Annotated in this window: 18 protein-coding genes; 12 read left to right on the top strand and 6 right to left on the bottom strand. The window is 58.8% G+C overall.

The features are described from left to right. Window positions 1–3: 3 nt before the first annotated feature. From A9179_RS12740 to A9179_RS12710, 7 genes are all read left to right on the top strand, one after another. Window positions 4–765 carry an SIR2 family NAD-dependent protein deacylase gene (locus A9179_RS12740; RefSeq protein ID WP_187808581.1) on the top strand — a complete coding sequence of 254 codons (762 nt, stop codon included), beginning with the start codon at window positions 4–6 and terminating at the stop codon, window positions 763–765. A gap of 78 nt (window positions 766–843) precedes the next feature. Further along, window positions 844–4236: an exodeoxyribonuclease V subunit gamma gene (recC, locus tag A9179_RS12735; protein ID WP_187806356.1), complete on the top strand. Its 3393-nt coding sequence runs from the start codon at window positions 844–846 to the stop codon at window positions 4234–4236. Continuing rightward, complete coding sequence (recB, locus tag A9179_RS12730; protein ID WP_187806353.1) at window positions 4233–7862, top strand: exodeoxyribonuclease V subunit beta; 3630 nt, start codon at window positions 4233–4235, stop codon at window positions 7860–7862. The genes recC and recB overlap by 4 nt, the downstream gene beginning before the upstream one ends. Beyond that, complete coding sequence (gene recD, locus A9179_RS12725; RefSeq protein ID WP_187806351.1) at window positions 7859–9889, top strand: exodeoxyribonuclease V subunit alpha; 2031 nt, start codon at window positions 7859–7861, stop codon at window positions 9887–9889. Before recB ends, recD begins: the two co-directional genes overlap by 4 nt. A gap of 967 nt (window positions 9890–10856) precedes the next feature. Then, window positions 10857–11129, top strand: a complete 273-nt coding sequence (locus A9179_RS12720; protein WP_187806348.1) for a hypothetical protein — start codon at window positions 10857–10859, stop codon at window positions 11127–11129. A gap of 19 nt (window positions 11130–11148) precedes the next feature. Further along, window positions 11149–14184: a DUF726 domain-containing protein gene (locus A9179_RS12715; protein ID WP_187806346.1), complete on the top strand. Its 3036-nt coding sequence runs from the start codon at window positions 11149–11151 to the stop codon at window positions 14182–14184. Then, entirely contained in the window at window positions 14184–15887 is a 1704-nt protein-coding gene (locus A9179_RS12710; protein ID WP_187806343.1) for a LeoA/HP0731 family dynamin-like GTPase, read from the top strand. Before A9179_RS12715 ends, A9179_RS12710 begins: the two co-directional genes overlap by 1 nt. A gap of 102 nt (window positions 15888–15989) precedes the next feature. Here A9179_RS12710 and A9179_RS12705 read toward each other — a convergent pair whose 3' ends face one another. The 6 genes from A9179_RS12705 to A9179_RS12680 all read right to left on the bottom strand — a co-directional run bounded on the left by A9179_RS12705 (window position 15990) and on the right by A9179_RS12680 (window position 22663). Next, window positions 15990–17402: a tyrosine-type recombinase/integrase gene (locus A9179_RS12705; RefSeq protein ID WP_187806335.1), complete on the bottom strand. Its 1413-nt coding sequence runs from the start codon at window positions 17400–17402 to the stop codon at window positions 15990–15992. Between the two features lie 374 nt (window positions 17403–17776). Continuing rightward, window positions 17777–18478, bottom strand: coding sequence for an ABC transporter ATP-binding protein (locus A9179_RS12700; RefSeq protein WP_187806334.1), 702 nt, complete (start codon window positions 18476–18478; stop codon window positions 17777–17779). Next, complete coding sequence (gene livG / locus A9179_RS12695; protein ID WP_187806333.1) at window positions 18478–19245, bottom strand: high-affinity branched-chain amino acid ABC transporter ATP-binding protein LivG; 768 nt, start codon at window positions 19243–19245, stop codon at window positions 18478–18480. The genes A9179_RS12700 and livG overlap by 1 nt, the downstream gene beginning before the upstream one ends. Beyond that, window positions 19242–20501 (bottom strand): high-affinity branched-chain amino acid ABC transporter permease LivM, encoded by a 1260-nt coding sequence (locus A9179_RS12690; RefSeq protein WP_223123206.1) that lies wholly within the window; start codon window positions 20499–20501, stop codon window positions 19242–19244. The genes livG and A9179_RS12690 overlap by 4 nt, the downstream gene beginning before the upstream one ends. Continuing rightward, a complete protein-coding gene (livH, locus tag A9179_RS12685; RefSeq protein WP_187806332.1) occupies window positions 20498–21421 on the bottom strand; it encodes a high-affinity branched-chain amino acid ABC transporter permease LivH in 924 nt (307 codons plus the stop codon). Before livH ends, A9179_RS12690 begins: the two co-directional genes overlap by 4 nt. A gap of 120 nt (window positions 21422–21541) precedes the next feature. Continuing rightward, on the bottom strand, window positions 21542–22663 hold the full coding sequence (locus tag A9179_RS12680; RefSeq protein ID WP_187806330.1) for a branched-chain amino acid ABC transporter substrate-binding protein: 1122 nt from the start codon (window positions 22661–22663) through the stop codon (window positions 21542–21544). 317 nt (window positions 22664–22980) lie between these two features. On the opposite strand from A9179_RS12680, the gene A9179_RS12675 reads away from it, so the two are divergent. The 5 genes from A9179_RS12675 to A9179_RS12655 all read left to right on the top strand — a co-directional run bounded on the left by A9179_RS12675 (window position 22981) and on the right by A9179_RS12655 (window position 26799). Beyond that, the gene (locus A9179_RS12675) at window positions 22981–23298 is read left to right on the top strand and encodes a DUF2288 domain-containing protein (RefSeq protein ID WP_187806328.1); all 318 of its coding nucleotides are present in this window, start codon (window positions 22981–22983) and stop codon (window positions 23296–23298) included. Between the two features lie 68 nt (window positions 23299–23366). Continuing rightward, complete coding sequence (locus A9179_RS12670) at window positions 23367–23726, top strand: DUF5064 family protein (RefSeq protein WP_187806325.1); 360 nt, start codon at window positions 23367–23369, stop codon at window positions 23724–23726. Window positions 23727–23831: 105 nt separating this feature from the next. After that, window positions 23832–24722, top strand: coding sequence for an NAD(P)-dependent oxidoreductase (locus A9179_RS12665; RefSeq protein WP_187806323.1), 891 nt, complete (start codon window positions 23832–23834; stop codon window positions 24720–24722). Next, a complete protein-coding gene (locus A9179_RS12660) occupies window positions 24719–25504 on the top strand; it encodes a hydroxypyruvate isomerase family protein (RefSeq protein WP_187806320.1) in 786 nt (261 codons plus the stop codon). The genes A9179_RS12665 and A9179_RS12660 overlap by 4 nt, the downstream gene beginning before the upstream one ends. 59 nt (window positions 25505–25563) lie before the next feature. Then, window positions 25564–26799 (top strand): lipopolysaccharide biosynthesis protein, encoded by a 1236-nt coding sequence (locus tag A9179_RS12655; protein ID WP_316851831.1) that lies wholly within the window; start codon window positions 25564–25566, stop codon window positions 26797–26799. The last annotated feature ends 18 nt before the right edge of the window (window positions 26800–26817 follow it).

Genomic DNA, 26817 nt, shown 5'->3' with positions numbered 1-26817 from the left:
GGACTGATTCCAGATCAGATTATCAAAATGGTTCAGTGCTCCCGTCATTTGTTGATTTTTACGGGGGCGGGTGTTTCTGCGGAAAGTGGTATCCAAACTTTTCGCGAAGCGCAGACAGGTTTGTGGGAGCGTTTTGAACCTGGGGAGCTGGCTACGCCAGCTGCATTTCGACGTGACCCTGCTTTGGTTTGGGGGTGGTATGAGTGGCGGCGATTGCAGGTGCTAAGTGCGCGCCCCAATCCAGCCCACATTGCGATTGCCGAGTTGGCCAAGCGGGTGCCGAAGCTGACAGTGATTACCCAGAATGTCGACGATCTGCATGAGCGGGCTGGCAGCACTGAGATTATTCATCTGCATGGCAGTCTTCATGAGCCTCGTTGCTTTGCCTGTGGCCGGTCTTACGCAGGTGTAGTCACTGAGCTGACGGTTCAACCTGGTACTGAGCGCTGTGAGCCACCACGTTGCGAGCGATGCAACGGCAGAGTAAGGCCAGGTGTTGTCTGGTTTGGAGAGCCTCTACCTGAGCGCTCAATGCGCTCGGCTTTGGCTGCTGCCCGCCATTGCGACTGCCTGCTTTCCATTGGTACATCAGGTGTTGTGATGCCGGCGGCCCGTATCCCGGAAGTGGCTTTGGAGAGAGGGGCTGCTGTTATCCATGTAAACCTCCAACCCGTTGAGGTGAGTGCTCCAAATGAGTTCTCCCTGATCGGCCGGGCCGGCGAATTACTCCCGTCCCTATTGCAGCAAGCTTTTCCTAGTTCATGAGGCTGGTGGTTGCGACACGAAATGTCGCAACTACCATGCACTGTTGCACCTCACGGTGCATGCGCAGGAGTTTTACCCATGCAGGAGCTTTCCCCAGGTCTAATCGTTATCCATGGCAATCGTCTCGAGGAGCTGAGAGCTCTTGCGGTGGAGTGGATGCGTAGTCATCCACTAAACCCGCTTGAGAACGAGGTACTGCTGGTACAGAGCAACGGTATCGCTCAGTGGCTGAAGATGGCGTTGGCCGAGCGGGAGGGCTGTGGCATTGCTGCGGCATTGGACGTGGGTCTGCCAGCACGCTTTCTTTGGCAGGCGTACCGCACTGTATTGGGTAATGACGCGATTCCGCAGCAGTCGCCCTTGGACAAGGCGCCACTCACCTGGCGCCTGATGCGCCTGCTGCCTGGCTTGCTGGCGGGCGAAGCCTTCGCACCGTTGCGCCGCTTCCTGGCCGATGACAACGATCTGCGCAAGCGTTATCAACTGGCAGAGCGGCTGGCTGATCTATTTGATCAGTACCAAGTTTATCGTGCTGACTGGTTGGCGGACTGGGCAGGGGGGCATGATCGTCTACGCACGTCGCGTGGTGGCTATCAGGAGTTGAGCGACGAGTCGCGCTGGCAGCCGGCACTTTGGCGTGCCCTGTTGGCTGAGGTTGGGGATGAACAGTTGGCGCAAAGTCGCGCCGGGGTTCACCCGCGTTTTGTAGCGCGACTGAATGAGTTGAGCTCCCCGCCGCCCGGCTTGCCGCGCCGTATTACGGTGTTTGGTATCTCGTCGTTGCCAGCCCAGGTACTAGAAGCGCTTGCTGCCATAGCGCGTTTCAGCCAAGTCATGCTCTATGTGCACAATCCCTGTCAGCACCACTGGGGGGACATCGTTGAAGACAAAGATCTGCTGCGTCATGAGTACCGTCGCCAGCAACGTAAACCTGGCCTGGCGGCTTTGGGCGAGGCTGATTTGCATCAGCATGCCCAGCCGTTGCTGGCTGCTTGGGGCAAGCAGGGGCGCGATTACATCAACCTGCTGGATCAGTACGACGAGCCGCAACACTACCGCGAGCAGTTCAAACGCATCGACCTATTCAACCCGGCGCCTGAGGGCAGCCTGCTGAGCCAGTTGCAAAACGACATCCTCGATCTGCGCCCTCTGGTGGAGACTCGTGAAACCTGGCCACCGGTTGACCTGGAGCGCGATAACTCGCTGCGCTTTCATGTCGTTCACAGTGCTCAGCGTGAAGTGGAGGTACTGCACGATCAGCTCTTGGCCTGCTTCAGCGCAGACCCAACCCTGCGTCCGCGTGACGTGATCGTCATGGTGCCGGATGTAAATACCTACGCGCCTCACATCCAGGCGGTGTTCGGGCAGTTTGGTAGAGATGATCTCCGCTACATTCCCTTCACCCTTGCCGATCAAGGGTTGCGTGGTAAGGATCCGCTGGTTATCGCCCTGGAGCATCTGCTGCAACTGCCAGATAGCCGCTTCAGTGTCAGCGAGGTGCTGGACCTGCTGGATGTCCCAGCACTGCGTGCGCGCTTTGGTATCCGGGAAGACGAACTACCAACATTGAGGCGTTGGCTAGAGGGGGCTGGTGTTCGCTGGGGGCTGGACGCTGATCAACGTGAGGCCCTCGGTGTTGGTCAGGGCTTGGAGCAGAACACGTGGCGTTTTGGTCTGCGGCGCATGCTGTTGGGCTACGCAGTGGGGCGCTCTGGTGCCTATGTCGATATCGAGCCTTACGATGAGATTGGCGGCCTGGATGCGGCGTTGATCGGTCCGCTTACGCGCCTTCTGGACTCCCTTGAATATCAGCTTGAACAACTGCGTGCTCCCGTCACGCCGATGCTCTGGGGGGAGCGATTGCGTGGGTTGCTAGAGGCTTTCTTTTTGCCTCAGGGCGAGCGTGATGAGGTGTTGCTCAGCCAGTTGCAGGACGGCCTCGATAGTTGGCTGGCGCTCTGTGAGTCCGCTGGACTGGACGTGCCTTTGACCCTGCCTGTGGTACGCGAGGCATGGCTTGGTGAACTTGATCAGGGGCGTCTCAGTCAGCGCTTTCTTGCTGGCTCGGTGAACTTCTGCACGTTGATGCCGATGCGCGCCATTCCATTTCGCCATGTCTGCCTACTGGGAATGAACGATGGCGATTATCCGCGGAGCCAGGCCCCGTTAGACTTCGACTTGATGGCCGGTGACTATCGACCTGGCGATCGCTCTCGTCGAGAGGATGACCGCTACCTGTTGCTGGAGGCGCTACTGGCTGCGCGAGACCGGCTCTACATCAGCTGGGTGGGGCGCAGTATTCGTGACAACAGCGAGAGGCCACCATCAGTACTAGTTGGCCAGTTGCGCGACCACCTCGCTAACGCCTGGACTCTGGCTGGTGGCGGAAAGCTGCTGCACGCTCTGACTACCGAGCACCCGCTTCAACCTTTCAGTCGCCGCTACTTCGACGCCGGGACTGAGCTTTTCAGTTATGCCCATGAGTGGGCTGCACTGCATGGTCAGCCCTCTGCCGGCGGTTCTGGTGAAAGTCTGCCAGCCTGGGAGGAGGGACTGCTGCTGAGCCCTGAGCTATTGCAAAGTTTTCTGCGCGATCCAGTTAAGTGTTTTTTCACTCTCCGCCTCAAGGTGCACTTGGACGAGGAAGTGCAAGCCAGGCTGGACAGCGAGCCATTCACCCTTGATGGGTTGGAGCGCTACCAGTTGCAGGACAACCTGCTCAAGTCCGCCCTGGCTCGGGATGGAGATGCGCAAACCGCACTGTTTGGTGCTGCTGACCGCTTGCAGCGCAGTGGCGTGTTACCGCTGGCAGGCTTCGGTGAGCACTACCGCGCTACGTTGCTGGAGCCTTTGCCTGCCCAGCTTCAACGCTACGAGAGTCTTTGCCAGCTGTGGTCCGTGCCCGTGGAGTCGCCACGCCAGTTGAGTTTTTGCGCTGCCGACGTGCAACTGGAGGGGTGGCTTGGTGGCCTGCGGCAAAAAGCTGATGGCAGTCTGGCACGCCTGGAGCTGTCGCCTGGCGCGCTGGCTAAGAAAGGAATCTGGAAGTGGCACCGCCTGTTGCGGCCTTTTGTGTTGCATGTAGTGGCAGCTGCTTGTGGTGTGCCAATCACCACGTTGCTGGTGGGCGAAGATCAGGCACTGACTTTTGCCCCGTTACCGTCTGAGCACGCGTCGCGGATTCTTGTGAACTGGTTGCAGGGCTGGAGCGCCGGCATGCAGGCGCCCCTACCTGTGGCGCTCAAGACCTCTATGGCCTGGTTGCAGGAGCAGAGCGATGACAAGGCTCGAACCGCCTATGAGGGCGGTTACAACTTCACCGGTGAGGCGGCAAGTAGTGCCAGTCTGGCGCGGCAATTCCCCGATTACACCAGACTGACTGCCGATGGCCAGTTCCCCAAATGGAGTGAGCGTCTCTATCAGCCGCTGCTTGAGAGCAACCCGGCCACCATCAAGGAGGATCTGGCATGAGTCAGTCCCAGCGTCCCCTGGCCCTCAGTTTCCCGCTACATGGCAGTCGCCTGATTGAGGCCAGTGCGGGTACCGGCAAAACCTACACGATTTCCGCGCTCTACCTGCGCTTGATCTTGCGCCACGGGGGTGAGGCCGCCTTCCGCGAGTCGCTATTACCGCCACAAATTTTGGTCGTGACCTTCACGGATGCAGCCACCCGCGAGCTACGTGACCGCATCCGTGCTCGTTTAGTGGAAGCGGCGGCAGTTTTTCGCGGTGATGGCCAGCCGGATGATTTGCTGGCTCAGCTTCGTGATGAAATCCCCGAGGGTGAATGGGCGGTCTGCGCCCGGCGGCTGGAGTTGGCTGCGCAGTGGATGGATGAGGCCGCGGTGTCCACTATCCACGGCTGGTGTCAGCGCATGCTGCGCGAACACGCTTTCGACAGCGGCAGCTTGTTCAACCAGACCTTGGAAACCGACCACAGTGAACTGCTGGCCGAAGTCATACGGGACTATTGGCGGCAGCATTGCTATCCGTTGAAGGGGGTAGCACTGGACTGGGCTGTGGGCAACTGGGGAGCTCCTGCCAGCCTGGGTGACCAATTGCGCCCGTTGCTGAATGAGGCTGCTGTTGTTTCAACGCAGCGGTTAAGCGAGTTGCTGGAGAGCGCCCTGCTGGACCGTGAGAGTGCGTTGGCGATGCTCAAGTCTCCCTGGGTTGCCTGGGCTAATGAGCTGCAAGGGCTGCTCGACAAGGCGGTCGCCGGTAAGCAAGTTGACGGCAGGAAAATTCAGGCACGGTACTACAACCCCTGGTTCGACAAGCTGCGTGAGTGGGCAACCAGCACGGAGGCCTCCCTGGAGCTGGCTACAGGTTTTACTCGTCTGACTCCTGACGGCTTGGCCGAAGCTTGGAAGGGTGACCCTCCCAAACATCCAGCGCTGGATGCAATGGTCAATCTCAAACAGCAGCTTGATAGCCTGCCCGACCCCGCTGAGGCAGCACTGCGTCATGCCGCTGCCTGGGTGCGTCAGCGCTTTGAGCGCGAGAAGCGTCAGCGTGCGGAAATGGGCTTTGACGACATGCTCACTCGTCTTGATGCCGCACTACAAAGTGAGAACGGGCTACGTCTGGCCGAAGTTATTCGCCGTCAATTTCCAGTAGCGCTGATCGACGAGTTTCAGGACACCGATCCGCTTCAGTACCGCATCTTCGATACCCTTTATCAGGTTGAAGCCAATCGCGACGACTGTGGTTTGTTTATGATCGGTGACCCCAAACAGGCCATCTATTCCTTCCGCGGCGCGGATATTCACACCTACCTGAGTGCGCGTCGCGCCACTCTTGGCCGGCACTACAACCTAGATACCAACTTCCGCTCAAGTCAGGACATGGTTGATGCTGTGAACGAGGTATTTCTGCGCGCTGAGAGACGCGAAGGTGGGGAGGGTGCGTTCCTCTTTCGCGACGATTTACCCTTCATCAAGGTAGGCGCTAAGGGGCGCGAGGAAGTTTGGACGGTGGAGGGAGAGGCCCAGCCTGCACTAACTGTCTGGCAGCTTCCCACTGACGAGCCAGTGGCCAAGGGGGCCTACCGTAGTGCCCTGGCCGAAAGTTCTGCCAGTGAGATAGTGCGGCTACTCGACCTTGGTCAGCGGCAAAGGGCTGGGTTCAGCAAAGATGGCCAGCTTGCGCCATTGCAGCCTAGCGATATTGCCGTCCTAGTGCGGGACTTCAAAGAGGCCCAGTCCATTCGCGGTGCACTGGCTTCACGTGGAGTACGCAGTGTCTATCTGTCGGATAAGGACTCGGTATTCGCTGGTCAGGACGCTCGTGATCTGCTGCTGTGGCTGCGTGCTTGTGCCGAACCGGACCAGGAGCGTACGTTGCGCGCCGCATTGGCCACCGCCACCTTAGGGTTAGAGCTTACCGAGCTGGAGCGGCTCAATCTTGATGAGCGCAGTTGGGAGCGCTATGTCATGCAGTTCCGCGATTACCGCCAGCACTGGCAGCGTCAAGGCGTGCTGCCCATGCTGCGTCAGCTACTGCAAGACTTCGAGCTACCCCAACGGTTACTGGAGCGAAGCGACGGCGAACGGGTTCTGACTAACCTGCTGCACTTGTCTGAGCTGCTGCAACAGGCTGCTGCTGAACTGGACGGGGAGATGGCGCTGATTCGCCACCTAAGTGAATTGCTCTCCGGAGAGGGAAAAGCAGAGGAGCAAGTGTTGCGCCTGGAGAGTGACGAGGCTCTGGTGCGTGTGGTGACCATTCATAAATCCAAAGGGCTAGAGTATCCGCTGGTATTCCTGCCTTTCATTTGTGCCTTCCGTGCAGTGGACGGTAAGAAACCGCTGCAGGTGCATGACGGTGAGCGCCGCCAGCTTGTGTTCAAAGCTGACACCGACACTGTGGCTCGCGCTGATAAGGAACGTTTGGGTGAAGATCTTCGGCTGCTTTATGTGGCCCTGACCCGAGCCCGTCACGCCTGCTGGCTCGGCGTCTCTGATCTGAAAATCGGCAAGGCCAAAGAGTCACGGTTGCATCAATCGGCCCTAGGTTATTTGCTGGGCGGCGGTGAAGCGTTGGTGCAGAGTACGGATTTGCAGCGTTGGCTCTCTCCCTTCGAGGACAAGTCGCACAGTGTGATGCTGCAGGTGCCTGACGCTACAGAGCAGCAGTATCTGGCGTTGGACGGTGCCGAGATCGAGGCACGTTGGCGAGTCCCTCAGCGACATGCCGCAGAACATTGGTGGATCGCCTCCTACAGTGCGTTACGTCTGGAGGAGGGTGAGGTGCAGCAGCCAGGTCGTTATGACGATGCCGCGCCGGATAGCCCTGCTATGCAGAACTCAACTGATGACGAAAAAACTGCTCCGGTGCAGACGCCGATACCTGTCTCTGCACAAGGACTGCACCGTTTTCCGCGTGGGCCGAACCCCGGAACCTTCCTCCACGGTTTGCTTGAGTTAGCAGCCGTTGAAGGTTTCGGCCACCTAGCTAGCTCTCCTCAGCAGCTGCGCGAGCTGTTGGCGCGCCGCTGCCAACGGCGTGGTCTGCAACTTTGGATTGATCCATTACACCAGTGGATGCAAACGCTGCTGGTACAACCACTACGCCTCGGGGATGGGCGGTCGGTGAGTCTGGCGGAGCTGAAGCAGTATCAGCCTGAGCTCGAATTCTGGTTCGAAGCTAGCCAGGTGGATGTCCTTCGCGTTGATGACCTGGTGCAGCGTTTCGAGCTACCTGGTGTGCCCCGGCAACCACTAAGTGCGGACACGCTGAATGGCATGTTCAAGGGGTTTATTGACTTGGTGTTTGAGCACGAGGGGCGTTACTACGTGGTTGACTACAAGTCTAATTGGCTGGGAGTCGATGAGGCCTCTTATACCCTTGAGGCGATGACTTCCGCCGTGGCCAGTCATCGCTATGACCTGCAGTACGTGCTCTACATACTGGCTATGCATCGGCAGCTGCGCTTGCGTTTGCCTGACTACGACTACGACCGTCACTTGGGGGGGGCGCTCTACCTGTTCCTCCGTGCACCTGTGACGGGAGCCTACCTAGCGAAACCTTCCCGCGAACTGATTGAGTTGCTGGATGCTTTGTTCCTGGGCGAGTCTGAGGAGGTGGCGGCATGAGCGCGATTCTAAATGACCGCGGCGAGCTCATTGCACTGCTTGCAACGTGGAGTGAGCGTGGCTGGTTACGCGAGCTGGATTTCGCATTGGCGCAGTTTTTCGCGGAGCTAGATCCGGCTGCTTCGCCACTCCTGATTCTTGGCGCCGCACTGGCCAGCCATCAACTCGGCAAGGGGCATGTGTGCCTTGACCTGGGCGCTACCTTGGCTGACCCAGACTTCGCTTTATCCCTTCCACCAGAGGGTGAAAGTGCCGAGCAAGCTACGTTGCTGCCGTCCCAGGTGCTGGCGGGTTTGACGCTGAAGGATTGGCTGGCGAGCTGCATGGGCAGTGAGCTGCTACAGAATCGTGAGCATGCTGTTGCACCGCTGGTACTGGAGGGGAGCTGTCTCTATCTGCGTCGTTATTGGGACTATGAACGCCGCGTGGCTGCGCACATCACCGAGCGTCTGCGTGCTGTGTCTGACATACCGGCTGATTTGGCGCAGCGCCTGGACACGCTCTTTCCTGAACCATTGGTGTTGGATGGTGAGCGTCTAGCGGATTGGCAAAAGCTGGCCTGTGCATTGGCCGTGCGCAGCGCCTTCACCATGATCACCGGTGGCCCTGGTACCGGAAAGACCACCACTGTTGTGCGTCTGTTGGCACTGTTGCAGGAGGCTGCTATGGCCACCGGCGCGCCACTGCGTTTAAGCCTTGCTGCACCAACCGGCAAGGCTGCGGCCCGACTTACCGAATCGATCAGTGGGCAGGTGGCATCCCTGGCTGTGGATGAAGCTGTAAGACAGCAGATCCCTAGCAATGTGACAACGTTGCATCGTCTGCTCGGCAGTCGGCCAGACAGTCGCCATTTCCGCCACGATGGTGGCAACCCGCTACCGCTCGACGTACTGGTGGTGGACGAGGCTTCAATGATCGACTTGGAGATGATGGCCAACCTGCTGGATGCTCTGCCGGCTCATGCGCGTCTGATCTTGCTGGGTGACAAGGACCAACTGGCCTCAGTGGAGGCTGGTGCAGTGTTGGGCGACCTGTGTCGTGACGCAGAGATTGGTGGTTACAGCGCAGCGACCTGCGCTTGGCTTCAAGACAATACCGGCGAGCGCTTGGGGCATCCGATGCTGGCCCCGGGCGATCAGGCGTTGGCTCAGCACATTGTCATGCTGCGCTATTCGCGACGCTTTGCCGGTGCTTCCGGCATTGGCCGCCTGGCCCTTGCGGTAAACGACGGTGATGCGAAAGTCGCTCGTGCCACATTGACCGAGGGCTCGGAGAGTCTGCATGTGCTGCGCCTATCGGGGGAGCAGGATCGTGCGCTTGAACAGCTATTGCTGGATGGCTTGCCTGGTGATGATGAACGACCGATCGGGTATGCACATTTCCTGGAGTTGATGCGGGAAGAGCGGCCAACCTTAGACGCTGCTCCTGAAGCATGGGACGTTTGGGCTGGCAAGGTATTAAAGGCCTTCGATCAGTTCCAGTTGCTCTGTGCTGTACGCAAAGGCCCTTGGGGTGTCGAAGTGCTGAACGAGCGTATTGCCCATGCACTGCAGAGCCGCGGTCTGCTGGAGCAGGATCACGGGTGGTACGAGGGGCGCCCTGTGTTGGTGACGCGCAATGACTACAGCCTGGGATTGATGAATGGCGATATCGGTATTGCTCTTCGTCTACCGGAACCACCTGATTCACCTGGTGCGCTCCCACGCCAAGTTTTGCGTGTGGTGTTCCCGCGCAATGATGGCAGTGGTGCGTTGCGTTACATCCTGCCGAGTCGGCTGAGTGCGGTCGAGACGGTATTCGCGATGACTGTGCACAAGTCCCAGGGCTCAGAGTTCGCTCACTGCGCGCTGATCCTGCCGGATGTCCTGAACCCGGTGCTGACTAAGGAGCTGGTGTACACCGGCATAACTCGTGCACGGTACTGGTTCAGTTTGGTGGAGAGTCATGCCGGGGTATTTGAACAGGCAGTACAGCGTCGCGTCGAGCGACGTAGTGGCTTGAGAGAGTCGTTGGTGGGCGTGAAATAATTATGTTGGTGGGTGCGACACAAGCTGTCGCACCTGTCAGGCAATTTGGCTGCACCTAAGTTGTTATGAGTGCTTGTCATGCCAATACCTCCTCAGCCCTTTACGTTCAGTTGCTCCCGCTGCTCCTGGCAGAAAACCACTATTCCTCTCAGCGATGCGCTGGTGCTCGGGCGTGACTGGTTTGCGCAGTGCCCTCAGTGCAACTGCGAATTACAGCGGCGAGCGGCTACAAAGACCGAGGTCCTGAGGGCGCGATTGGAGCAGTTTTTTCAGTGAGGGCCAGCGATAGAAGCCTGCCTGAACTTACCGCATTAGTAGCAAGCTACGCTGGCATCTCATGGGGCAAGTGATGTTGGTGCACCGTTTTGGGCTTGTCAGCTATGGCAATGAGCCACTAGGTGAGTTATGGTCGTCAAATTAATGGCGACATTCGATTGCCGTAATCCGCTTTTGAACAAGGACGTTTTGATGCGCCAAGCGAGGGACATGCTTTTTGGGCAGCTTGCACTGCTGCTCATGCCTCGGGAGTTGCAGCGCTGTGCCTCTGCCAGCTTGTATGGAAAACGGGGCGATGAAGGCCTTTCAGAGGTATGCGTACGCCGCAAGGCGGCCTGGAGACTCCGTCGTGCTCCATGGCTCTTCAGTGTAAAAGCCGTTCCGCTGGAGCATTGTCCGCAAGGGGCTCAACTGTGCGGTCTTGGATGCATCCAAGGCTCTCGCGCTTTTTTTGACCAGCATCCATCCCAAGTCATTTCTGCCGCTGATTGCGTGGCCCGTAATTCAATGGGAATCGCAGTTACCTACTCGGCATCGTGGGCGGCTGCTCAGATGTGTTCCAGCGTACGAGTGATCCAGGAGGCGTTTGTGAGGTGCACTTGGCCTGGCCAAAAAGCGGTCACCTGCTAGGGCCCACGAGATTCAGTATCAAGCCAATGGAGCGAGGACGTTGTATGGCTCGAGGTGATTTATGGGCGTTCTAGTGGGCGTGGTGGTGTTCTTTATTGTGTTGGCCGTGCTTGCCAGCCTGATCGAGCGGGGTGCCGCTTCGCGGATGTTGCGACCCTACATCGGTTTGCTGCTGATTGCTGCAGTGATTGCCGGCATGGGCGTGCTACTGGGCTTTTTGTCCCGTGACGTACAGGCGCTTTTCTTTGTGGTTGCCAAGGTTGTAGCGGTATTGGTGGGTGTGGCTCTTTGTCTGCACTTGATCATCGTGATCGCTAAGCGTTGGTTGTCGTAGTACTTAGGACGAGAGCTTCATGAGTAGACGATTTACCTTCAGTAGTCTGTCAGCTGAGCATTGTGGTTCCAATGAAGCGAACATCTTCATTCACGGTTACAGCGCCGGTCATACCGTTGAAGATCGCAATACGTTGTTGGCGAGCATTCCTGAATCCATTCGGAACCATACGAATATTTTCGCCTTCTGGCCGTCCAGCCATTTCAGCCGCTTCAACGGCAATTCAATCCATGTGCTGAGCAATTCAACCCGAGCTCACTGGGGGCTGGGCGCAGCCGCACTGGTCGGTGATCGAACCCTTCACTTCCTCCGCATTCGCTCGAGGGCAGAGGAAATGGGTGAAATGCTGCTGGACCAGTTAAGCGAGCATTTACGCAGGTATCACTTGGGTGTCGACACCATTAATTTGATCGGCCACTCGCTCGGCGGGCGTCTGGTTATTAGCTGCCTTAAAAAGCTGTCAAAAGGACAGCGTCATCCTCTCGTTATCAATGACGTGTTGTTGATGGCGGCAGCAGCCACCGTTGAACCGGATACCGCGCAAAGCATGCGGGGTGTGGTTAAAGGTCGGTTGATCAACGCCTACTCTAAATCTGACTGGACGTTGTTCATGAATCCTGGAGAGGTTTGTCTGGGAAGGAACCCGGCTGAGCATTTCGAAAACATCAAGATCAAGGATTTCGGTCATGGCGATTACTGGAAAAAGCTGCCTCACGTTCTGACTCATGTGCGGTTCAAAACCCCCGCTCAAGAGCATGATGCCGAGGTTATGGAGGAGGTGTCCGTAGACCCTGATCCCGAGCTCTCGCCTGCACCGCTACAGGAAGTAAACCTCATGTCACTCGAACTCAAAACGCCCGGCGATATTTACCAAAGAGTCAATGATGAACTGGAGCGTATTGTTCTTTTACTGAGTACTCAATCGACCGATCCCGCGTTGAACTTGGCACAGCAGGACGCCCGAGCGATGCTGGGCGAGCAGCAAGCTACGTTGACGGCGCAGCTCAAGGAGTTGCAAGAAAACGCCGAGTGGAAAACGTTCACCATTGCGGTGTATGGCGAAACCGGGGCTGGTAAGTCGACGTTAATTGAAACCTTGCGCATTCTGTTGCAAGAGCCGACCAAGGTGGCGCATCAACAGGCATTCCGTGAGTTGCAAGGCAAGTACCAACTCAGTGAAGCTAGCCTACAGCGTCTGCAACAGAGCATTGAGCAAGCCGACACTCAATTGGCTGCGTTGGCGCAGCAGCTCCACGCCACGACCGAGCACCATAATCGGCTGCACACCGAAGCACTTAATGCTGTAACTGGTTTGCGCTCGTTGATAGCTGAGCGCAAGGAAACTGCCTCACTCTGGCAGAAGCTGATTCGCCTGTTCAAACCCATGCCCGAAGAGGCACAACTGATGCTCGCCGAACAGCATCTACCGCGAGTATCCGCTGCCCGTGATAGTGCTATCGAACTATTGAGCGACCAGCACAGTGTGGCAGAGCAAGCAAGACAGGACCTAGAGCAAGAACTGGCACAGCGCACGGAGGAAAGTGCTAGTCACCTGGCAACGCTGGAAACGCTGGGTGATGGCGAAATCATTGGCGATGGTCGTGCCGATTTCACTCGTAAAACTCAACGCTATGACATGAGACTGAACGGCCAGCCTTTTGCCTTGCTAGATGTGCCTGGCATTGAGGGCAATGAGGGGTTGGTGGTTAATCAGATCGAGAAGGCTGTGCAGACCGCTCATGCGGTGTTCTATGTCACCAACCAGGCGGCACCGCCGCAAACTGGCGACGCCCAACGCAAGGGCACCCTGGAAAAAATCAAAGAACATCTCGGTGCACAAACCGAGGTCTGGACGATCTTCAATAAGAAAATCACCAACCCCAAGCACTCGCTAACCGATCGTCCGTTAATTTCAGAAGACGAAGCTGTGAGTCTGGTAGGGCTGAACGAGAAAATGCGCGAGCAGCTTGGCGACCACTACCGCGACGTATTCTCGCTTTCTGCCTTGCCTGCGTTTTTGGCCTCAACCGATCACTTTGCCCCGAACTCGCAAAACGCCACTCGGCGTAACAAGATTCTTGCGGACTTCAATGCTGAAGAGCTGTTGGAAAAAACGCGTTTGCGTGCATTTTTGTACCTGCTCAATGCCAAGCTGCTTGATGGCAGTGACGCCAAGATCACCCGTGCCAACTTCCACAAGGCTAAGGATGCGCTGGACCAGACCGTCACAGCTCTGAAAGAGGTCAAGGGGAAGCTCAGCCAGCTATTGGAGAGCCTGCGCTTGGACGGCCAGAGTGCCCAGGTGCAATTGAAGGGCAGCTTTAAATCCCTGAAAAGACGCCTGGAGTCAGCTGGTGAAGCTGAGATAGATACATTTATCAGCGACGTGCGAAAAGCGATGTATGAGCGCATCGACGCCGATATCGGTAACGACGAGTTCAAGCAAGCGTTCAGTGACACTATCGATGCTCAGCAGAAAAAATTAAGCAAGCGCCTGCCAGTCGCAATCAGTCAAGAAGTCGAGCGTTTCCAAAAGGAAGCCGAAGACATTCTTGCCCGATTCGAAGCGCAGGCCCGCGAGCTCACAGGTATCTACGCCAAGCTCGGTAAAACCAATCTTCAGAGCCAGTTTGATCTCAGAATCAAGATCGATAGTGGGATCAAGGTTGGCACCTTGCTGGTTGGTCTGGCAGGTACGATTGCCACGGCGATTTTTACCGGCGGCACTAGCTTGTTAGTGCTGGCACCGGCGCTTGCCGGACTTGTGCTGTCTGCCTACAAAGCCATACGAAGCGCTTTCAGCTCCGACTACAAGAAGTCACAGCAACGCGAAGCCATCGATAGCAATCTGCGCGAAGCCGCGGGCCAATTACGCACCTTGCTACACGACGGATTGAAAACCTCCTTGGCAGACATGGAGAAAAAAATCCGCGTGCTAGAGCAGGCCCTCGAAGACCCTATCAAGCAGACCACTGGCCTGGTGCAGCTGTTGGGGCAGTCGACTGATCAGCTAAACATCCTTTCCCGCCAAATCGACAACGCAGGCACTCTGTAATGGAAAACACCCTCGACTCATTCAAGGCCCAGCAAGCACGCTCGGTAGAATTGCTCGGCAAGCTGCTCAAGTTCCTCGATCAAGGTGAAGCTGCCGGCGTACTCGTTGACCCTGCTTTGAAGGGAAAACTACAAACAGCTATCGAGAGCGTGACCGGCGAAAAGCTCAAAGTGGCGCTAATCGGCGGTTTCTCTGAAGGCAAGACTTCTATTGCTGCGGCATGGATGGAAAAGCTGGATAAGTCCAGCATGAAAATCAGCCACCAGGAATCTTCCAATGAGGTAAAGGTCTACGAAGTGGGCGATGACTTCGTACTGATCGATACCCCCGGGCTATTTGGCTTCAAAGAGCAGGTGAACGCTGAAACCAACGCCATCGAAAAGTACAAAGACATCACCAAGAAATACGTAAGCGAAGCCCATTTGGTGCTCTACGTAATGAACTCCACCAATCCGATCAAAGAGAGCCATCAGGACGATCTGGTATGGCTGTTCCGTACCTTGGATCTGCTGCCCCGCACGGTTTTCGTACTCAGTCGGTTCGATGAAGTGGCCGACGTCGAGGATGAACAGGACTACCAGAGCAACCTAGCAGTGAAGCGGGCGAACGTTATTGGTCGTTTGCGTGAGTTAGTGGGGCTGGACGACGTAGAGGTTGACCAGCTGTCTATTGTGGCGGTGGCGGCTAATCCGTTTGATCTGGGGTTTGATCATTGGTTGGCCAATATCGGTCAATTCAAGGCGTTGTCTCATATTGCCAACCTGCAGACGGCGACTACCAGCAAAATCCAAAGCAATGGTGGCAGCATCGCGCTGGCCGGCGAAATGCACCGCAGCGTGATTCGTGATGTCTTGAACAAGCAGCTGCCGGTTGCGATCGAAAATGACCAGAAAATCTCACAGGAAGTGACCAAGCTCCGAGAGCTGAAACGGCGTTCGGAAGATCAGTTGGAAAAGACTGGGGTGGAGATTGAAGCGGTTCGTAGAGGCTTGAGCACCTTCGTAGAGCGCTATTTCTCTGATCTGATCAGGCAGGCTAAGGGCTGCAGCTTGGAGACGTTCGATGATTTTTTTGAGCGGGAAGTCGGTGCCGAAGGCATCGTGCTGGCCACTCGGTTACAGAACGAGTTCAGCCGTCAAACCGAGTCCGTCAGACTTGATATGGCGAAGATGCAGCTCGGCTTTGATACCGAGATCAATCATTTCAACACTACTGTCAGAGCGTTCGGCAAGCAGGGGGTGAACCACCTGCTTAAGGGGAATGTGATCAACAACACCACCGTTTTGGCTGCGCGGGACACCATAGTCAGCGCTGGAAAAATGGTGGGTATGGAGCTGGGGTCACTGCTGAAATTCAAGCCTTGGGGAGCTGTGAAATTCGCCAAAGGCGCCAACGGCGCGCTGGCCGCTCTCGGTATTGCTATCGAGGTATGGGACAGCTGGGAGCAATACAAGCGTGAAGAGGCGTTCAGGGGCTCTATTGCGAAGATGGTTGAAAACTTCGAGCAGCAGCGTAAGGAGCTACTTGGCCTGATCAGCTCCGAACAGTTCAGGGAGCAGTTCTTCGGCAAGTATCTTGAGCTGAAAAACAGCGTCGCTGTGCTTGAGGATAGCTTGAGAGACAGCCATGAACGTCAGCAACGCTTTCAGGCATGGCGTGTTGAGGCAGAGGCAATCGACGCGGAATTCAAGTCCGTAAATTGAGAGCCAATTTCTGGTTGGCGTGTATCAGGAGGAGCTGCTGGATAGTCGGCTCCTCCATGTTGCTCTAGCGGGTATCTCATAGTTGAGGTCCTAAGTGACCGATCAAGTAATGCTGCTTGTGGCTAGTGCCGATGGGCCTGTGATGCACTGTTCCAGCCTTTCCCCCAGAATCCGCCAAGCCTCGGTTTTCTCTTTCGCATAGTCGTGATGCAGGTAGTGCCTGCGCACTTTGGAACCGCCGAGTAAGTGGTTCTGGCAGCGGTCAATGATCTCCAGAGTGACTCCGAGTTCCTGCATCATCGTTGCACCGGTACGGCGCAGGTCATGCGGAGTCCACTCACCCTTGGTGCCCTTACTCAGCACCAGTGAGTCGTCATGATGGCGGCCCGCTAAGGGCTTGCTGCGTTTTTTGAAGCGGCACTGCCGATCGCCGATCAGCTTGCTGACCGTCTTGGTGTCGACGTGGCTATCGCCATTCTTGCTGGGGAAGCAGAACGGCGTATTGCCTGTTTCTTTCTGCAGGCGTTTGAACTGCTCGATGGAAAACGCTGACAGGAACACATGGTGATCCTGGCGCTTTCCTTTATGACCTTTGGTGGCTTCGGCAGGTATGAACCAGGTGCCTTTATCTAAGTCCACGTACCGCCACTCAGACTTGAGCAATTCTCCAATACGGCACAGTGTGCTTAGGCAGATCCATAGAGCACATTGGACACGCCTATTGACTGGCCGAATGCCTGAATACTTTTGGCCGGCGGGTAGGGCTTCGTAGTCTTTCTCCAGGCGCTCGAGGATGTCATGCAGCTCGCGAATCTCGTCAGGTGAGAGCAGTCGGTCCCGTTGTTCTTCGTAGTCGTGATCGAGCAGCTTGTTGACGTCTATTAGGTCGGCTGGATTGCCGTCCGTCATTAGGCCTCGCCATGGTTTGCGTTTCTCGGCCCAGCGCAGCATCTGGCCAATGTCGTTGTTGCGGATCACGACGGTGCGGTTCAGGCCGCGTGCTTTGACTGAGCGCAGGACGGCGAGCAGGTCTTTCTCGGTGAGGTTGCGTAGTGGCTTCTTGCCAATGAGCGGCAGCACGTCCTTGGTGAAGCTGCGGCGCAGTTCGGCGTTGCCATCCTGGCGTGAGACACCATCGCGTAGCCACTCATCAAACAGGTCTGCAACCGTCTTGTTCTCCGCTGCCTGGCGTTCAGCTTCGGCAATGGTTGCTGCGACAGCGGCTTGGGCTTCTATCTTGGCAGCCTTGCGGGCTGCAGTGGGGTTGATGCCTTTGGCGGCTGTCGCTTTCACCTCATCGCGTTCAGCGCGAATCTGCGCCAGCGACTTCTTTGGCCAGCTGCCCAGGCTTTGGTCACGCTTCAATCCATCCTGCTTGAACTCGTAACGGAACTGCACCGTCACGCCACGCAAACCTGAGCGGACTTTGGCGACCAGGCCACCGTCTTCGCGAAGGATCTTGCCGTCATCGGCGGCGGTGAGCGCCTCCAGTTGCTTGGCTGTCAGTTTGGCCATGTCCTACCCCTTGCATAATTCCGCTGCCTGGATTTTTACCCCACTTTTACCCCACCGAATCGCTTGGCTGTCGGTGGGTGCTGGTGGATCGTGATGGACGCAAATATAGTCTGTAAGCCCCGTATTTACTAGGTTTTAGGCGTTCTAATAGCGTCCATGGACTTCCATGGAAATCCACCAAATAAGCGCATGGGGTGCAAGGGGTAGAGTGTTCGAATCACTCCGTCCCGACCATATAATCCCAACATCAAAGCCTGGTCAGAAGTGACCGGGCTTTTTTGTTTTTGGGCTTCTGGTCATTTGTGTTGCGCTTGCGCGCGGTAAGGGCAATAAAAAACCGCCCCGGAGGGCGGTTTTTTTGTTGCGTGCCAGGCTTAGCCACCCAGGTAGGCGTCGCGTACCTTGGGGTCGGTGAGCAGGTCGGCGCCGCTGCCTTGCATGACGATTCGGCCGTTCTCCAGGACGTAGGCGCGGTCGGCCAGCTTGAGCGCCTGGTTGGCGTTCTGCTCGACCAGGAACACCGTTACACCGTCCTTGCGCAGCTGTTCGATGATATCGAAGATCTGCTGGATGATGATCGGTGCCAGGCCCAGGGAGGGTTCGTCGAGCAGCAGCAGCTTGGGCTTGCTCATCAGCGCGCGGCCGATGGCGAGCATTTGCTGTTCGCCGCCGGACATGGTGCCGGCGCGCTGCTCGAAGCGTTCCTTGAGGCGCGGGAACAGCTGCAGCACCTTGTCCATCTGCTGCTGGTAGTCGGCCTTCTCGGTGAAGAAACCGCCCATGGCCAGGTTTTCCTCGACGGTCAGGCGGGCGAACACGCGGCGGCCTTCCGGCACCACGGCGATGCTCTTGCGCATGATGTCGCAGGATTCCTGGCCGACCAGCTCCTCGCCTTCGTAGCGGATGCTGCCGCTGGCCGCGCGCGGCGAGCCGCACAGGGTCATCAGCAGGGTCGACTTGCCGGCACCGTTGGCGCCGATCAGGGTGACGATTTCGCCTTGCTGCACTTCCAGGCTGACATCGTGCAGGGCCTGGATCTTGCCGTAGAAGGTGGAAACGTTAGTGAACGAGAGCATCAGGCTTCCCCCAGATAGGCTTTGATCACGTCCGGGTTGTTGCGGATCTGCTCCGGCGTGCCATTGGCCAGGGGAGTGCCCTGGTTGATCACGTAGATGTGGTCGGAGATGCTCATGACCAGCTTCATGTCGTGCTCGATCAGCAGCACGGTGACGTCATGCTGGTCGCGCAGCATGCCGATCAGTGCCTTGAGGTCTTCGGTCTCGCGTGGGTTGAGGCCGGCGGCCGGCTCGTCGAGCATGAGGATGCGCGGGCGGGTCATCATGCAGCGGGCGATTTCCAGGCGACGCTGCTGGCCGTAGGCCAGGGTGCCGGCTGGGCGGTTGGCCACGTCGGTGAGGTTGACCTGCTCCAGCCAGTGCGCCGCGTACTCCATGGCCGCCTTCTCGCTGCGGCGGAAGTTCGGGGTCTTGAACAGGCCGGAGAGGAAGTTGGTGTTGAGGTGGCGGTGCTGGGCGACCAGCAGGTTTTCCACGGCGGTCATTTCCTTGAACAGGCGAACGTTCTGGAAGGTGCGCACCACGCCCTTGCGGGCGATCTTGTGGCCGGGCAGGTGTTGTACCGGCTCGTCGTCGAGCAGGATCACGCCGCCGGTAGGCTGGTAGAAGCCGGTTAGGCAGTTGAATACGGTGGTCTTGCCGGCGCCGTTGGGGCCGATCATCGACACCACCTGCTTGGGCTGCACGGACAGGGCGACATTGTTGACGGCCAGCAGGCCGCCGAAGCGCATGGTCAGCCCGCTGACTTCAAGAATCGGGCGGCTCATGGTTTCAACTCCAGGTGGGGGCGCTGCATGGGCAGCAGGCCCTGCGGACGCCAGATCATCATCAGCACCATCAGGGCGCCGAACATCAGCATGCGGTATTCGTTGAACTCGCGGGCCAGTTCCGGCAGCAGGATCATTACCACGGCGGCGAGGATGATGCCGAGCTGGGAACCCATGCCGCCGAGCACGACGATGGCGAGGATGATCGCCGACTCGATGAAGGTGAACGACTCAGGGGTAACCAAGCCCTGGCGCGCGGCGAAGAAGCTGCCGGCAAAGCCAGCGAAGCAGGCGCCGAGGGTGAAGGCGGACAGCTTGATCACGGTGGGGTTCATGCCCAGGGCGCGGCAGGCGATCTCGTCTTCGCGCAGGGCCTCCCAGGCGCGGCCGATCGGCATGCGCAGCAGGCGGTTGATCACGAACAGGGCGAGCAGGGCCAGCAGCAGGGCAACCAGGTAGAGGAAGATCACCTTGTTGATCGAGTTGTAGGCGATGCCGAAGTACTCGTGGAAGGTCTGCATGCCTTCGGCGGCGCGACGCTCGAACGACAGGCCGAACAGGGTCGGTTTGTCGATGTTGCTGATGCCGTTGGGGCCGCCGGTCAGCTCGGTCATGTTGCGCAGCAGGATGCGGATGATCTCGCCGAAACCGAGGGTGACGATGGCCAGGTAGTCGCCGCGTAGGCGCAGCACCGGGAAGCCGAGGATGAAGCCGAAGAAGGCCGCCATAAGGCCGGCGATCGGCAGGCACACCCAGAAGCCCAGGCCGTAGTAGTGCGACAGCAGCGCGTAGCTGTAGGCGCCGACGGCGTAGAAGCCGACGTAACCGAGGTCGAGCAGGCCGGCCAGACCGACCACGATGTTCAGGCCGAGGCCGAGCAGCACGTAGATCAGGATCAGGGTGGCGATGTCCACCGCGCCGCGGCTGCCGAAGAACGGCCAGACCAGGCCGGCCACGATCAGGCCGAGGATGATCCAGCGCTGGGTCGAGGGCAGGGTGAGGAAGTTGCTGGCGCTGCCGGGCATGCTCGGCAGACTGGGCAGCTGGGCCCAGCCGGCGGAGAAACGGTCGCGCAGCAGCTGCCAGACGAACATCAGCACGGCGGCGCCGGCGATGCTCCACAGGGCGACCGGGCTGGCGCCCTGAACTTCCAGGCTGATGCCGACGGTGGTCAGCTTCAGGCCCAGTACCGGATAGGCCACGGCCAGTACCAGTAGGGCACTGAAGAAGGCGGTTTTGAGGTTCTTGGCAATCATACTTTCTCAACCTCCGGACGGCCCAGGATGCCGGTCGGACGGAACAACAGCACCAATACCAGCAGGCCGAAGGCCACCACGTCCTTGTACTGGTCGCCGAATACATCTGCACCGAAGGCTTCGGCTACGCCCAGCAGCAGGCCGCCGAGCATGGCGCCGGGGATGCTGCCGATGCCGCCGAGTACCGCGGCGGTGAAGGCCTTGATCCCGGCCAGGAAGCCGATGTGCGGGTTGATCACCCCGTACTGCATGCCCAGCAGTACGGCAGCGACGGCCGCCAGGGTGGCGCCGATGACGAAGGTCAGGGCGATGATGTTGTTGGTGTTGATGCCCAGCAGGTTGGCCATCTTGATGTCTTCCGCGCAGGCGCGGCAGGCGCGGCCGAGGCGCGAGCGGGAGATGAACTGGGTGAGGCCGAACATTACCAGGAAGGTGACGACGAAGATCAGCACCTGCATGTAGGAGATGGTCACGCTGCTCATGGCGCTTTCACCGAACACGAAGTTGCCCGGTACCAGGTTGGGGATGGCCTTGTCCTTGGAGTCCTGAGCGAGGAGCACCTCGTTCTGCAGGAAGATCGACATGCCAATCGCCGAGATCAGCGGGATCAGGCGGTTGCTGCCGCGCAGGGGGCGGTAGGCCACCCGTTCGATGCTGTAACCGTAGGCGCTGGCGACGATGATGCTGGCGGTGAAGGCCGCGACCATCAGGATCGGCAGGCTGTCCAGCCCCATGAAGGTGAGGCCGGCGATAACGATGAAGGCTACGTACGAGCCAATCATGTACACCTCGCCATGGGCGAAGTTGATCATGCCGATGATGCCGTAGACCATGGTGTAGCCGATGGCGATCAGGGCATAGGTACTGCCAACGGTGAGGCCGTTGATCAGCTGTTGCAGGTAGTGATAAAGATCGGGCATTGCCTAACTCCTGGGTCGCTACGCAAGGCCGCGCTTGTGGCGCAGCGTAGAACCGGAATTCTTTCAATAAACAAAGCCCACTGCATGGCAGTGGGCTTTGGGTTCAGGCGGGAAGCTTGATTATTTGGCTTCGGTTTTGGTGCCGTCCTGGTGCCACTCGTAGACCACGAAGCTGAAGTCCTTCAGATCGCCTTTGTCGTCAAAGCCGAGGGTGCCGGTAGGAGTTTCGAAGCTGTTGGCGCGCAGGGCTGCGGCAACTTTGGCGGTGTCGGTGTCGCCGGCTTTCTTGATGCCTTCGGCGATGACCTGGACAGCGGCGTAGGCCGGGAACACGAACGGGCCGCTCGGATCCTGTTTCTTGGCCTTGAAGGCCTCGACCAGCGCCTGGTTCTTCGGATCCTGGTCGAAGGACTTCGGCAGGGTCACCAGCAGGCCTTCGGAAGCCGGGCCGGCGATGGCGGAGATTTCCTTGTTGCCGACGCCTTCAGGGCCCATGAACTTGATGTTCAGGCCTTTCTCTTTGGTCTGACGCAGCAGCAGGCCCAGTTCCGGGTGGTAGCCGCCGTAGTAGACGAAGTCGACGTTGGCTTGCTTGAGCTTGGCGATCAGGGCGGAGAAGTCCTTGTCACCAGCGTTGATGCCTTCGAACAGGGCAACCTTGGTGCCTTTGCCTTCCAGGGTCTGCTTGACCGCGGTAGCGATGCCTTCACCGTACTGCTGCTTGTCGTGGATCACGGCAACGCTTTTCGGCTTGACGTGGTCGGCAATGAAGTTGCCGGCGGTCGGGCCTTGCAGGCTGTCCAGACCGATGGTGCGGAACACCAGCTGGTAGCCGCGAGCGGTGATGTCCGGGCTGGTGGAGGCCGCGGTAATCATCAGGATGCCTTCGTCTTCGTAAATGTCGGACGCCGGCTGAGTGGAGCTGGAGCAGAGGTGGCCAACCACGAATTTGACTTCGTCGTTGACGATCTTGTTGGCTACGGCCACGGCTTGTTTCGGATCGCAGGCGTCATCGTACTTCACGCCTTCGAGCATCGCGCCGTTCACCCCGCCGGCCTTGTTGATCTGCTCGATGGCCATTTCGGCACCGATGAACTGCATTTCGCCGTACTGAGCAACGGCACCGGTTACCGGGCCGGCCAGGGCGATCTTGATGGTGTCGGCGGCCATCGAGTAGCTGGCGACACCAGCCAGGGCCATGGCGGCGAAGAGCTTGGAAACTTGCTTGCTAGCCTTCTTCATAGTGCTCCACTCTTTATTGTGTTTTCGTTGTTTTATCCATGCGACCAGAGCTGCAGAACCGGATCAGATCCCCCGTTTTGCCCCTGGCAACTGTACCGGCACAGTGTAGAACCCTGTTTCGCGCCTTGAAAAGACGGCAGTCCGGGGTAGTGCGGGGGTGTGTCGCTTAATCGTAATAAACGTACAGAATAACGGCGCGATGTTGACTGACCGGTTGGTTCTTTTTCTGAGACTGGATGGGCGGTTTTGCCTGTGGCGAGGTGGGCGCTATGATTGCGCCCGCTTTGACCCGTCGAGTCCGAAAACACGAGCAGATCATGACTGAACAACCTAGCACCCTCTACGCCAAGCTGCTTGGCGAAACTGCCCCGATCAGCTGGGCGGAGCTGCAGCCATTCTTTGCCCGTGGTGCCTTGCTGTGGGTCGCCGGCACGTTGGATCTGGTAGAGGTCGCACAGGCCGTGGCCGAGGATGATCGTGCCAAGGTGGCGGGGTGGCTGACTACGGGCTCGTTGCGCAAGGCCGAGGTCGATCTGGCCGAGGATCTGCTGGCGCGCGACCCCAAGCTATGGGCCGTGGTGGTGGCGCCCTGGGTGTTGGTGCAGGAGCGTGCAGCAGCACCGGTCGTGCACTGATAAGGCCCGCGCCGGTTTGGCGGGAGCGGTCTAGACTGAGCTTTTGTGTTCAATCAAGGAGAGTCGCTATGTTCGAACCGGGTCATTTGCATCGTGCCAGCTTGCCGGGGCAGATCGATTTTCATATCGATCTTTTTTACGAAGTCCGTCGCGATCCGAAAGAGGGTCAGATGGTGCATTTCCGTATGGAGGGGCAGGTTGCCGGCAAGGCGTTCAAGGATGAGTTCGAACTGCATCGCGATACCGCCTTCAACTTCGCCAGCGTGGCGACTCGGGTGGCGGCCAAGCACGGCCTGCCGACCAATCACAGCCTGATCATGCGCGGGCATGCCGAGTTCGATCGTATGTTCGACGACATCCGCGACAAGCTCGACGCCAAGCCGGGGGAGGCGGTGAATTTCGATCACCTGGAGCGCGACGGGCTCTGAGTCCTGTGATGCAGGCCCGCAGCTTGCGCGCGGGCCTGCCAATTTCATGGGTGGTCGGCGGGTGCAGCAGTTAAGATAGGCACCTTTGCCCCCGTGGAATGCTTTATGTCCGCCAACCTTCCCACTCTGGCCTTTGCCGGGATCGGCCTGATGGGCCTGCCCATGGCCCGTCGATTGCTGCAGGCCGGCTATCCGCTGCGTGTCTGGAATCGTTCCGCGAACAAGTGTCAGCCGCTTGTGCAGGCCGGCGCGCATTGCGTCGAGCGTGCGGCGCAGCTGTGCGAGGGCGCCGATATCGTCATGTTGTGCCTGGCCGATACGGCCGCCGTGCGCGACGTGGTGTTCGGTCATGGCGGCATCATCGAGAGCGCGCAGGCTGGGCAACTGCTGGTGGACTTTTCCAGTCTGGAACCGGCTGCCACTCGCGAGATGGCTGCAGAGCTGGAGGCCCGCAGCGGCATGCGCTGGGTGGATGCGCCGGTGTCCGGTGGCACGCCCGGCGCCGAGGCCGGCACCCTGGCGATCATGGCGGGGGGCGCCGAAGCGGATGTCGAGCGGGTCAGGCCGGTACTCGCTCATCTCGGTCAGCGTCTGACGCGCATGGGCGCGGTGGGCGCTGGGCAGGTGACCAAGGTGTGCAACCAGATGATAGTCGCCTGCAATGCCCTGGTGATTGCCGAAGTGGTGGCCCTGGCCGAACGCGCTGGCGTCGATGCCGGCCTGCTGGCCCAGGCGCTGGCTGGCGGTTTTGCTGACTCCAAGCCGTTGCAGATCCTGGCGCCGCAAATGGCCGAGAGCCGTTTCGAGCCGGTGAAGTGGCATGTGCGTACCTTGCTCAAGGATCTGGATACGGCGGCCAAGCTGTCCCGCGAGCAGGGCAGCGCCACGCCGATGAGCGGGCTGGCAGCGCAGCTGATGCGTCTGCATGGCGCACAGGGCCATCTCGAACACGACCCGGCGACCCTGGTACAGCAGTACCGCGAGCTGCAGTCGTGAGGATTACCGCCAATCTGTCCATGCTGTTTACCGAGCTGCCGCTCGGCGAGCGCGTCCAGGCTGCCGCCGCGGCCGGTTTCGATGGCGTCGAGATCCAGTTTCCCTACGAACTGCCGGCCATTCGCCTGAAGGAGGCGCTGGCGCGTGCCGGCATGCCTCTGCTGTTGATCAATCTGCCGGCTGGCGATCTGATGACGGGCGGCGCCGGGCTGGCCAGCGTGCCGGCGCGCCAGGCCGAATTTGACGCAGCCCTGCAGCAGGCTTTGACCTACGCAGCGATGGTGCGTCCGGCCTGCGTCAATCTGTTGCCGGGGCGGCTGGTCGAGGGTGTGGCGCGCGAGACAGCGCTGCAGGTGCTGGCAAACAACCTGCGCCAGGCGGCCGCGGCTTTCCAGGTGCTGGGCATTCGTGTGCTGTGTGAAGCGATCAACCCGCTGGATATGCCGGGTTTCCTGATCAATACCCCCGAGCACCTGGATGAGTTGCTGAGGGTGGTCGACCATCCCAACTGCCAGGCGCAGTTCGATATCTACCACATGGCGCGTCAGGGCCTGGATATCGAGGCGGGCATCCGTCTGCTGGCCGGCCGCATCGGCCATGTGCAGTTCGCCGACTGCCCGGGGCGCGGTGAGCCGGGGAGTGGGGGGCTGGACTTTGCGCCGCTGCTCGAGGCGCTGCGCCAGCAGGATTATCGCGGGTGGCTGGGGGCGGAATACCGACCGGGCGGGCCGACGCAGGAATCGTGTAGCTGGTTGGCGAAATGGCAGAGTAGCGGGCTGTAGTGAGAGATGTATTGTCGCTGCCGGCTGCTGATTAAAGGATTGCATAAAGGGTGAGCGGAGTGCGCCTCGCTGTATTGGTTAATATCGCCTTGCGTGGCATGACCCTAGCAGGGAAGTTCTTTCTTGTTTTCTTTCTGGCCAAATTTCTACTGCCGCTGGAAGTTGGCGTATATGGTCTTCTGGTGGCTACTGTCGGTTATGCGCTGTATTGGGTGGGTTTGGATTTCTATACCTTTACTACGCGTGAATTGATTAAGTTGCCGCGCAGTAAATGGGGGCAGATGTTGCGCGGCCAGGCAGCTCTGAGTCTCGTTCTGTATCTGTTATTTATCCCGCTATTGTTGTCCCTGTTTGCGCTGGATGTGCTGCCGTGGTCGTTTGTTGGGTGGTTTGTCGCGCTGCTGGTTCTCGAGCACGTCAACCAGGAGCTGATGCGCCTGCTGGTGGCGATCGCCGAGCCGACTCTGGCTGGGGTGACGCTTTTCCTGCGCTCCGGGGCGTGGGCGTTCGTGGTGGTGGCATTGATGTATGTCTATCCCGATCTGCGCAATCTTTCTGTGGTGCTGGCGGCCTGGGTACTGGGAGGGGGGCTGGCATTGCTGGTGGCGCTCATGCGCTTGCGGCGCCTGGGGTTGGGGGGCTGGGCCGAGCGGGTTGACTGGGCGTGGGTGCGGCGCGGGATCAAGGTGGCGATGCCCCTGCTGCTGGCTACTCTGGCGCTGCGCGGCATCTACACGCTGGATCGTTACTGGTTCGAGGCACTGGCGGGGATGGAGGCGCTGGGGGCCTATGTGCTGTTCATGGGGGTTGCCGGTGCGATGGTATCCTTCCTCGATGCCGGGGTTTTTGCGTTCCTCTACCCCGGGTTGATCGCGGCCTTTCAGCAGGGGCAGAGGGCAGAGTACCGGGCAGGGCTGAAGAAGCTGGCTGGCCAGACGCTGCTTGTGGTGGTGGTGTTTTCCGCTGGCACACTGCTGGCTATCGAGCCGCTGCTGCAGTGGATCGGCAAGGCTGTATACCTGGAGCGGCAGGCCATGTTCGGTTGGCTGCTGCTGGCAACCGCCCTGTATGCCCTGGGCATGATTCCCCACTACGCCCTTTATTCGTGCGGTGCGGATCGGGCGATCATCTACAGCCAGGTGGCGGGTCTGCTGGTGTTTGTCGTGGCGACGACCCTGTGTTCCCTGTTCTTTGTGCAGCTGGCGGTGCCGTTGGGTTTGTGCGCGGCATTCCTACTGATATTGCTCTGGAAAAGCTGGGCTTTTCTCCGGTTTGCTCCGGATTGGCTGCGCTAGCTATAATCTCTTGGTTTG

Source organism: Pseudomonas alcaligenes (genome assembly GCF_014490745.1).
Taxonomy (GTDB): Bacteria; Pseudomonadota; Gammaproteobacteria; order Pseudomonadales; family Pseudomonadaceae; genus Aquipseudomonas; species Aquipseudomonas alcaligenes_C.
This window is presented reverse-complemented; position numbering and strand designations above follow the sequence as displayed.

What these genes read in the sequence shown, in the direction of transcription:
- A9179_RS12665 (WP_187806323.1), top strand. Translation starts at nt 23,832, where the DNA reads ATGTCCGCCAACCTTCCCACTCTGGCCTTTGCCGGGATCGGCCTGATG.
- recD (WP_187806351.1), top strand. Translation starts at nt 7,859, where the DNA reads ATGAGCGCGATTCTAAATGACCGCGGCGAGCTCATTGCACTGCTTGCA.
- A9179_RS12680 (WP_187806330.1), bottom strand. Translation starts at nt 22,663, where the DNA reads ATGAAGAAGGCTAGCAAGCAAGTTTCCAAGCTCTTCGCCGCCATGGCC.
- recC (WP_187806356.1), top strand. Translation starts at nt 844, where the DNA reads ATGCAGGAGCTTTCCCCAGGTCTAATCGTTATCCATGGCAATCGTCTC.
- A9179_RS12700 (WP_187806334.1), bottom strand. Translation starts at nt 18,478, where the DNA reads ATGCTCTCGTTCACTAACGTTTCCACCTTCTACGGCAAGATCCAGGCC.
- A9179_RS12670 (WP_187806325.1), top strand. Translation starts at nt 23,367, where the DNA reads ATGTTCGAACCGGGTCATTTGCATCGTGCCAGCTTGCCGGGGCAGATC.
- livH (WP_187806332.1), bottom strand. Translation starts at nt 21,421, where the DNA reads ATGCCCGATCTTTATCACTACCTGCAACAGCTGATCAACGGCCTCACC.
- A9179_RS12690 (WP_223123206.1), bottom strand. Translation starts at nt 20,501, where the DNA reads ATGATTGCCAAGAACCTCAAAACCGCCTTCTTCAGTGCCCTACTGGTA.
- recB (WP_187806353.1), top strand. Translation starts at nt 4,233, where the DNA reads ATGAGTCAGTCCCAGCGTCCCCTGGCCCTCAGTTTCCCGCTACATGGC.
- A9179_RS12720 (WP_187806348.1), top strand. Translation starts at nt 10,857, where the DNA reads ATGGGCGTTCTAGTGGGCGTGGTGGTGTTCTTTATTGTGTTGGCCGTG.
- A9179_RS12675 (WP_187806328.1), top strand. Translation starts at nt 22,981, where the DNA reads ATGACTGAACAACCTAGCACCCTCTACGCCAAGCTGCTTGGCGAAACT.
- A9179_RS12715 (WP_187806346.1), top strand. Translation starts at nt 11,149, where the DNA reads ATGAGTAGACGATTTACCTTCAGTAGTCTGTCAGCTGAGCATTGTGGT.
- livG (WP_187806333.1), bottom strand. Translation starts at nt 19,245, where the DNA reads ATGAGCCGCCCGATTCTTGAAGTCAGCGGGCTGACCATGCGCTTCGGC.
- A9179_RS12710 (WP_187806343.1), top strand. Translation starts at nt 14,184, where the DNA reads ATGGAAAACACCCTCGACTCATTCAAGGCCCAGCAAGCACGCTCGGTA.
- A9179_RS12705 (WP_187806335.1), bottom strand. Translation starts at nt 17,402, where the DNA reads ATGGCCAAACTGACAGCCAAGCAACTGGAGGCGCTCACCGCCGCCGAT.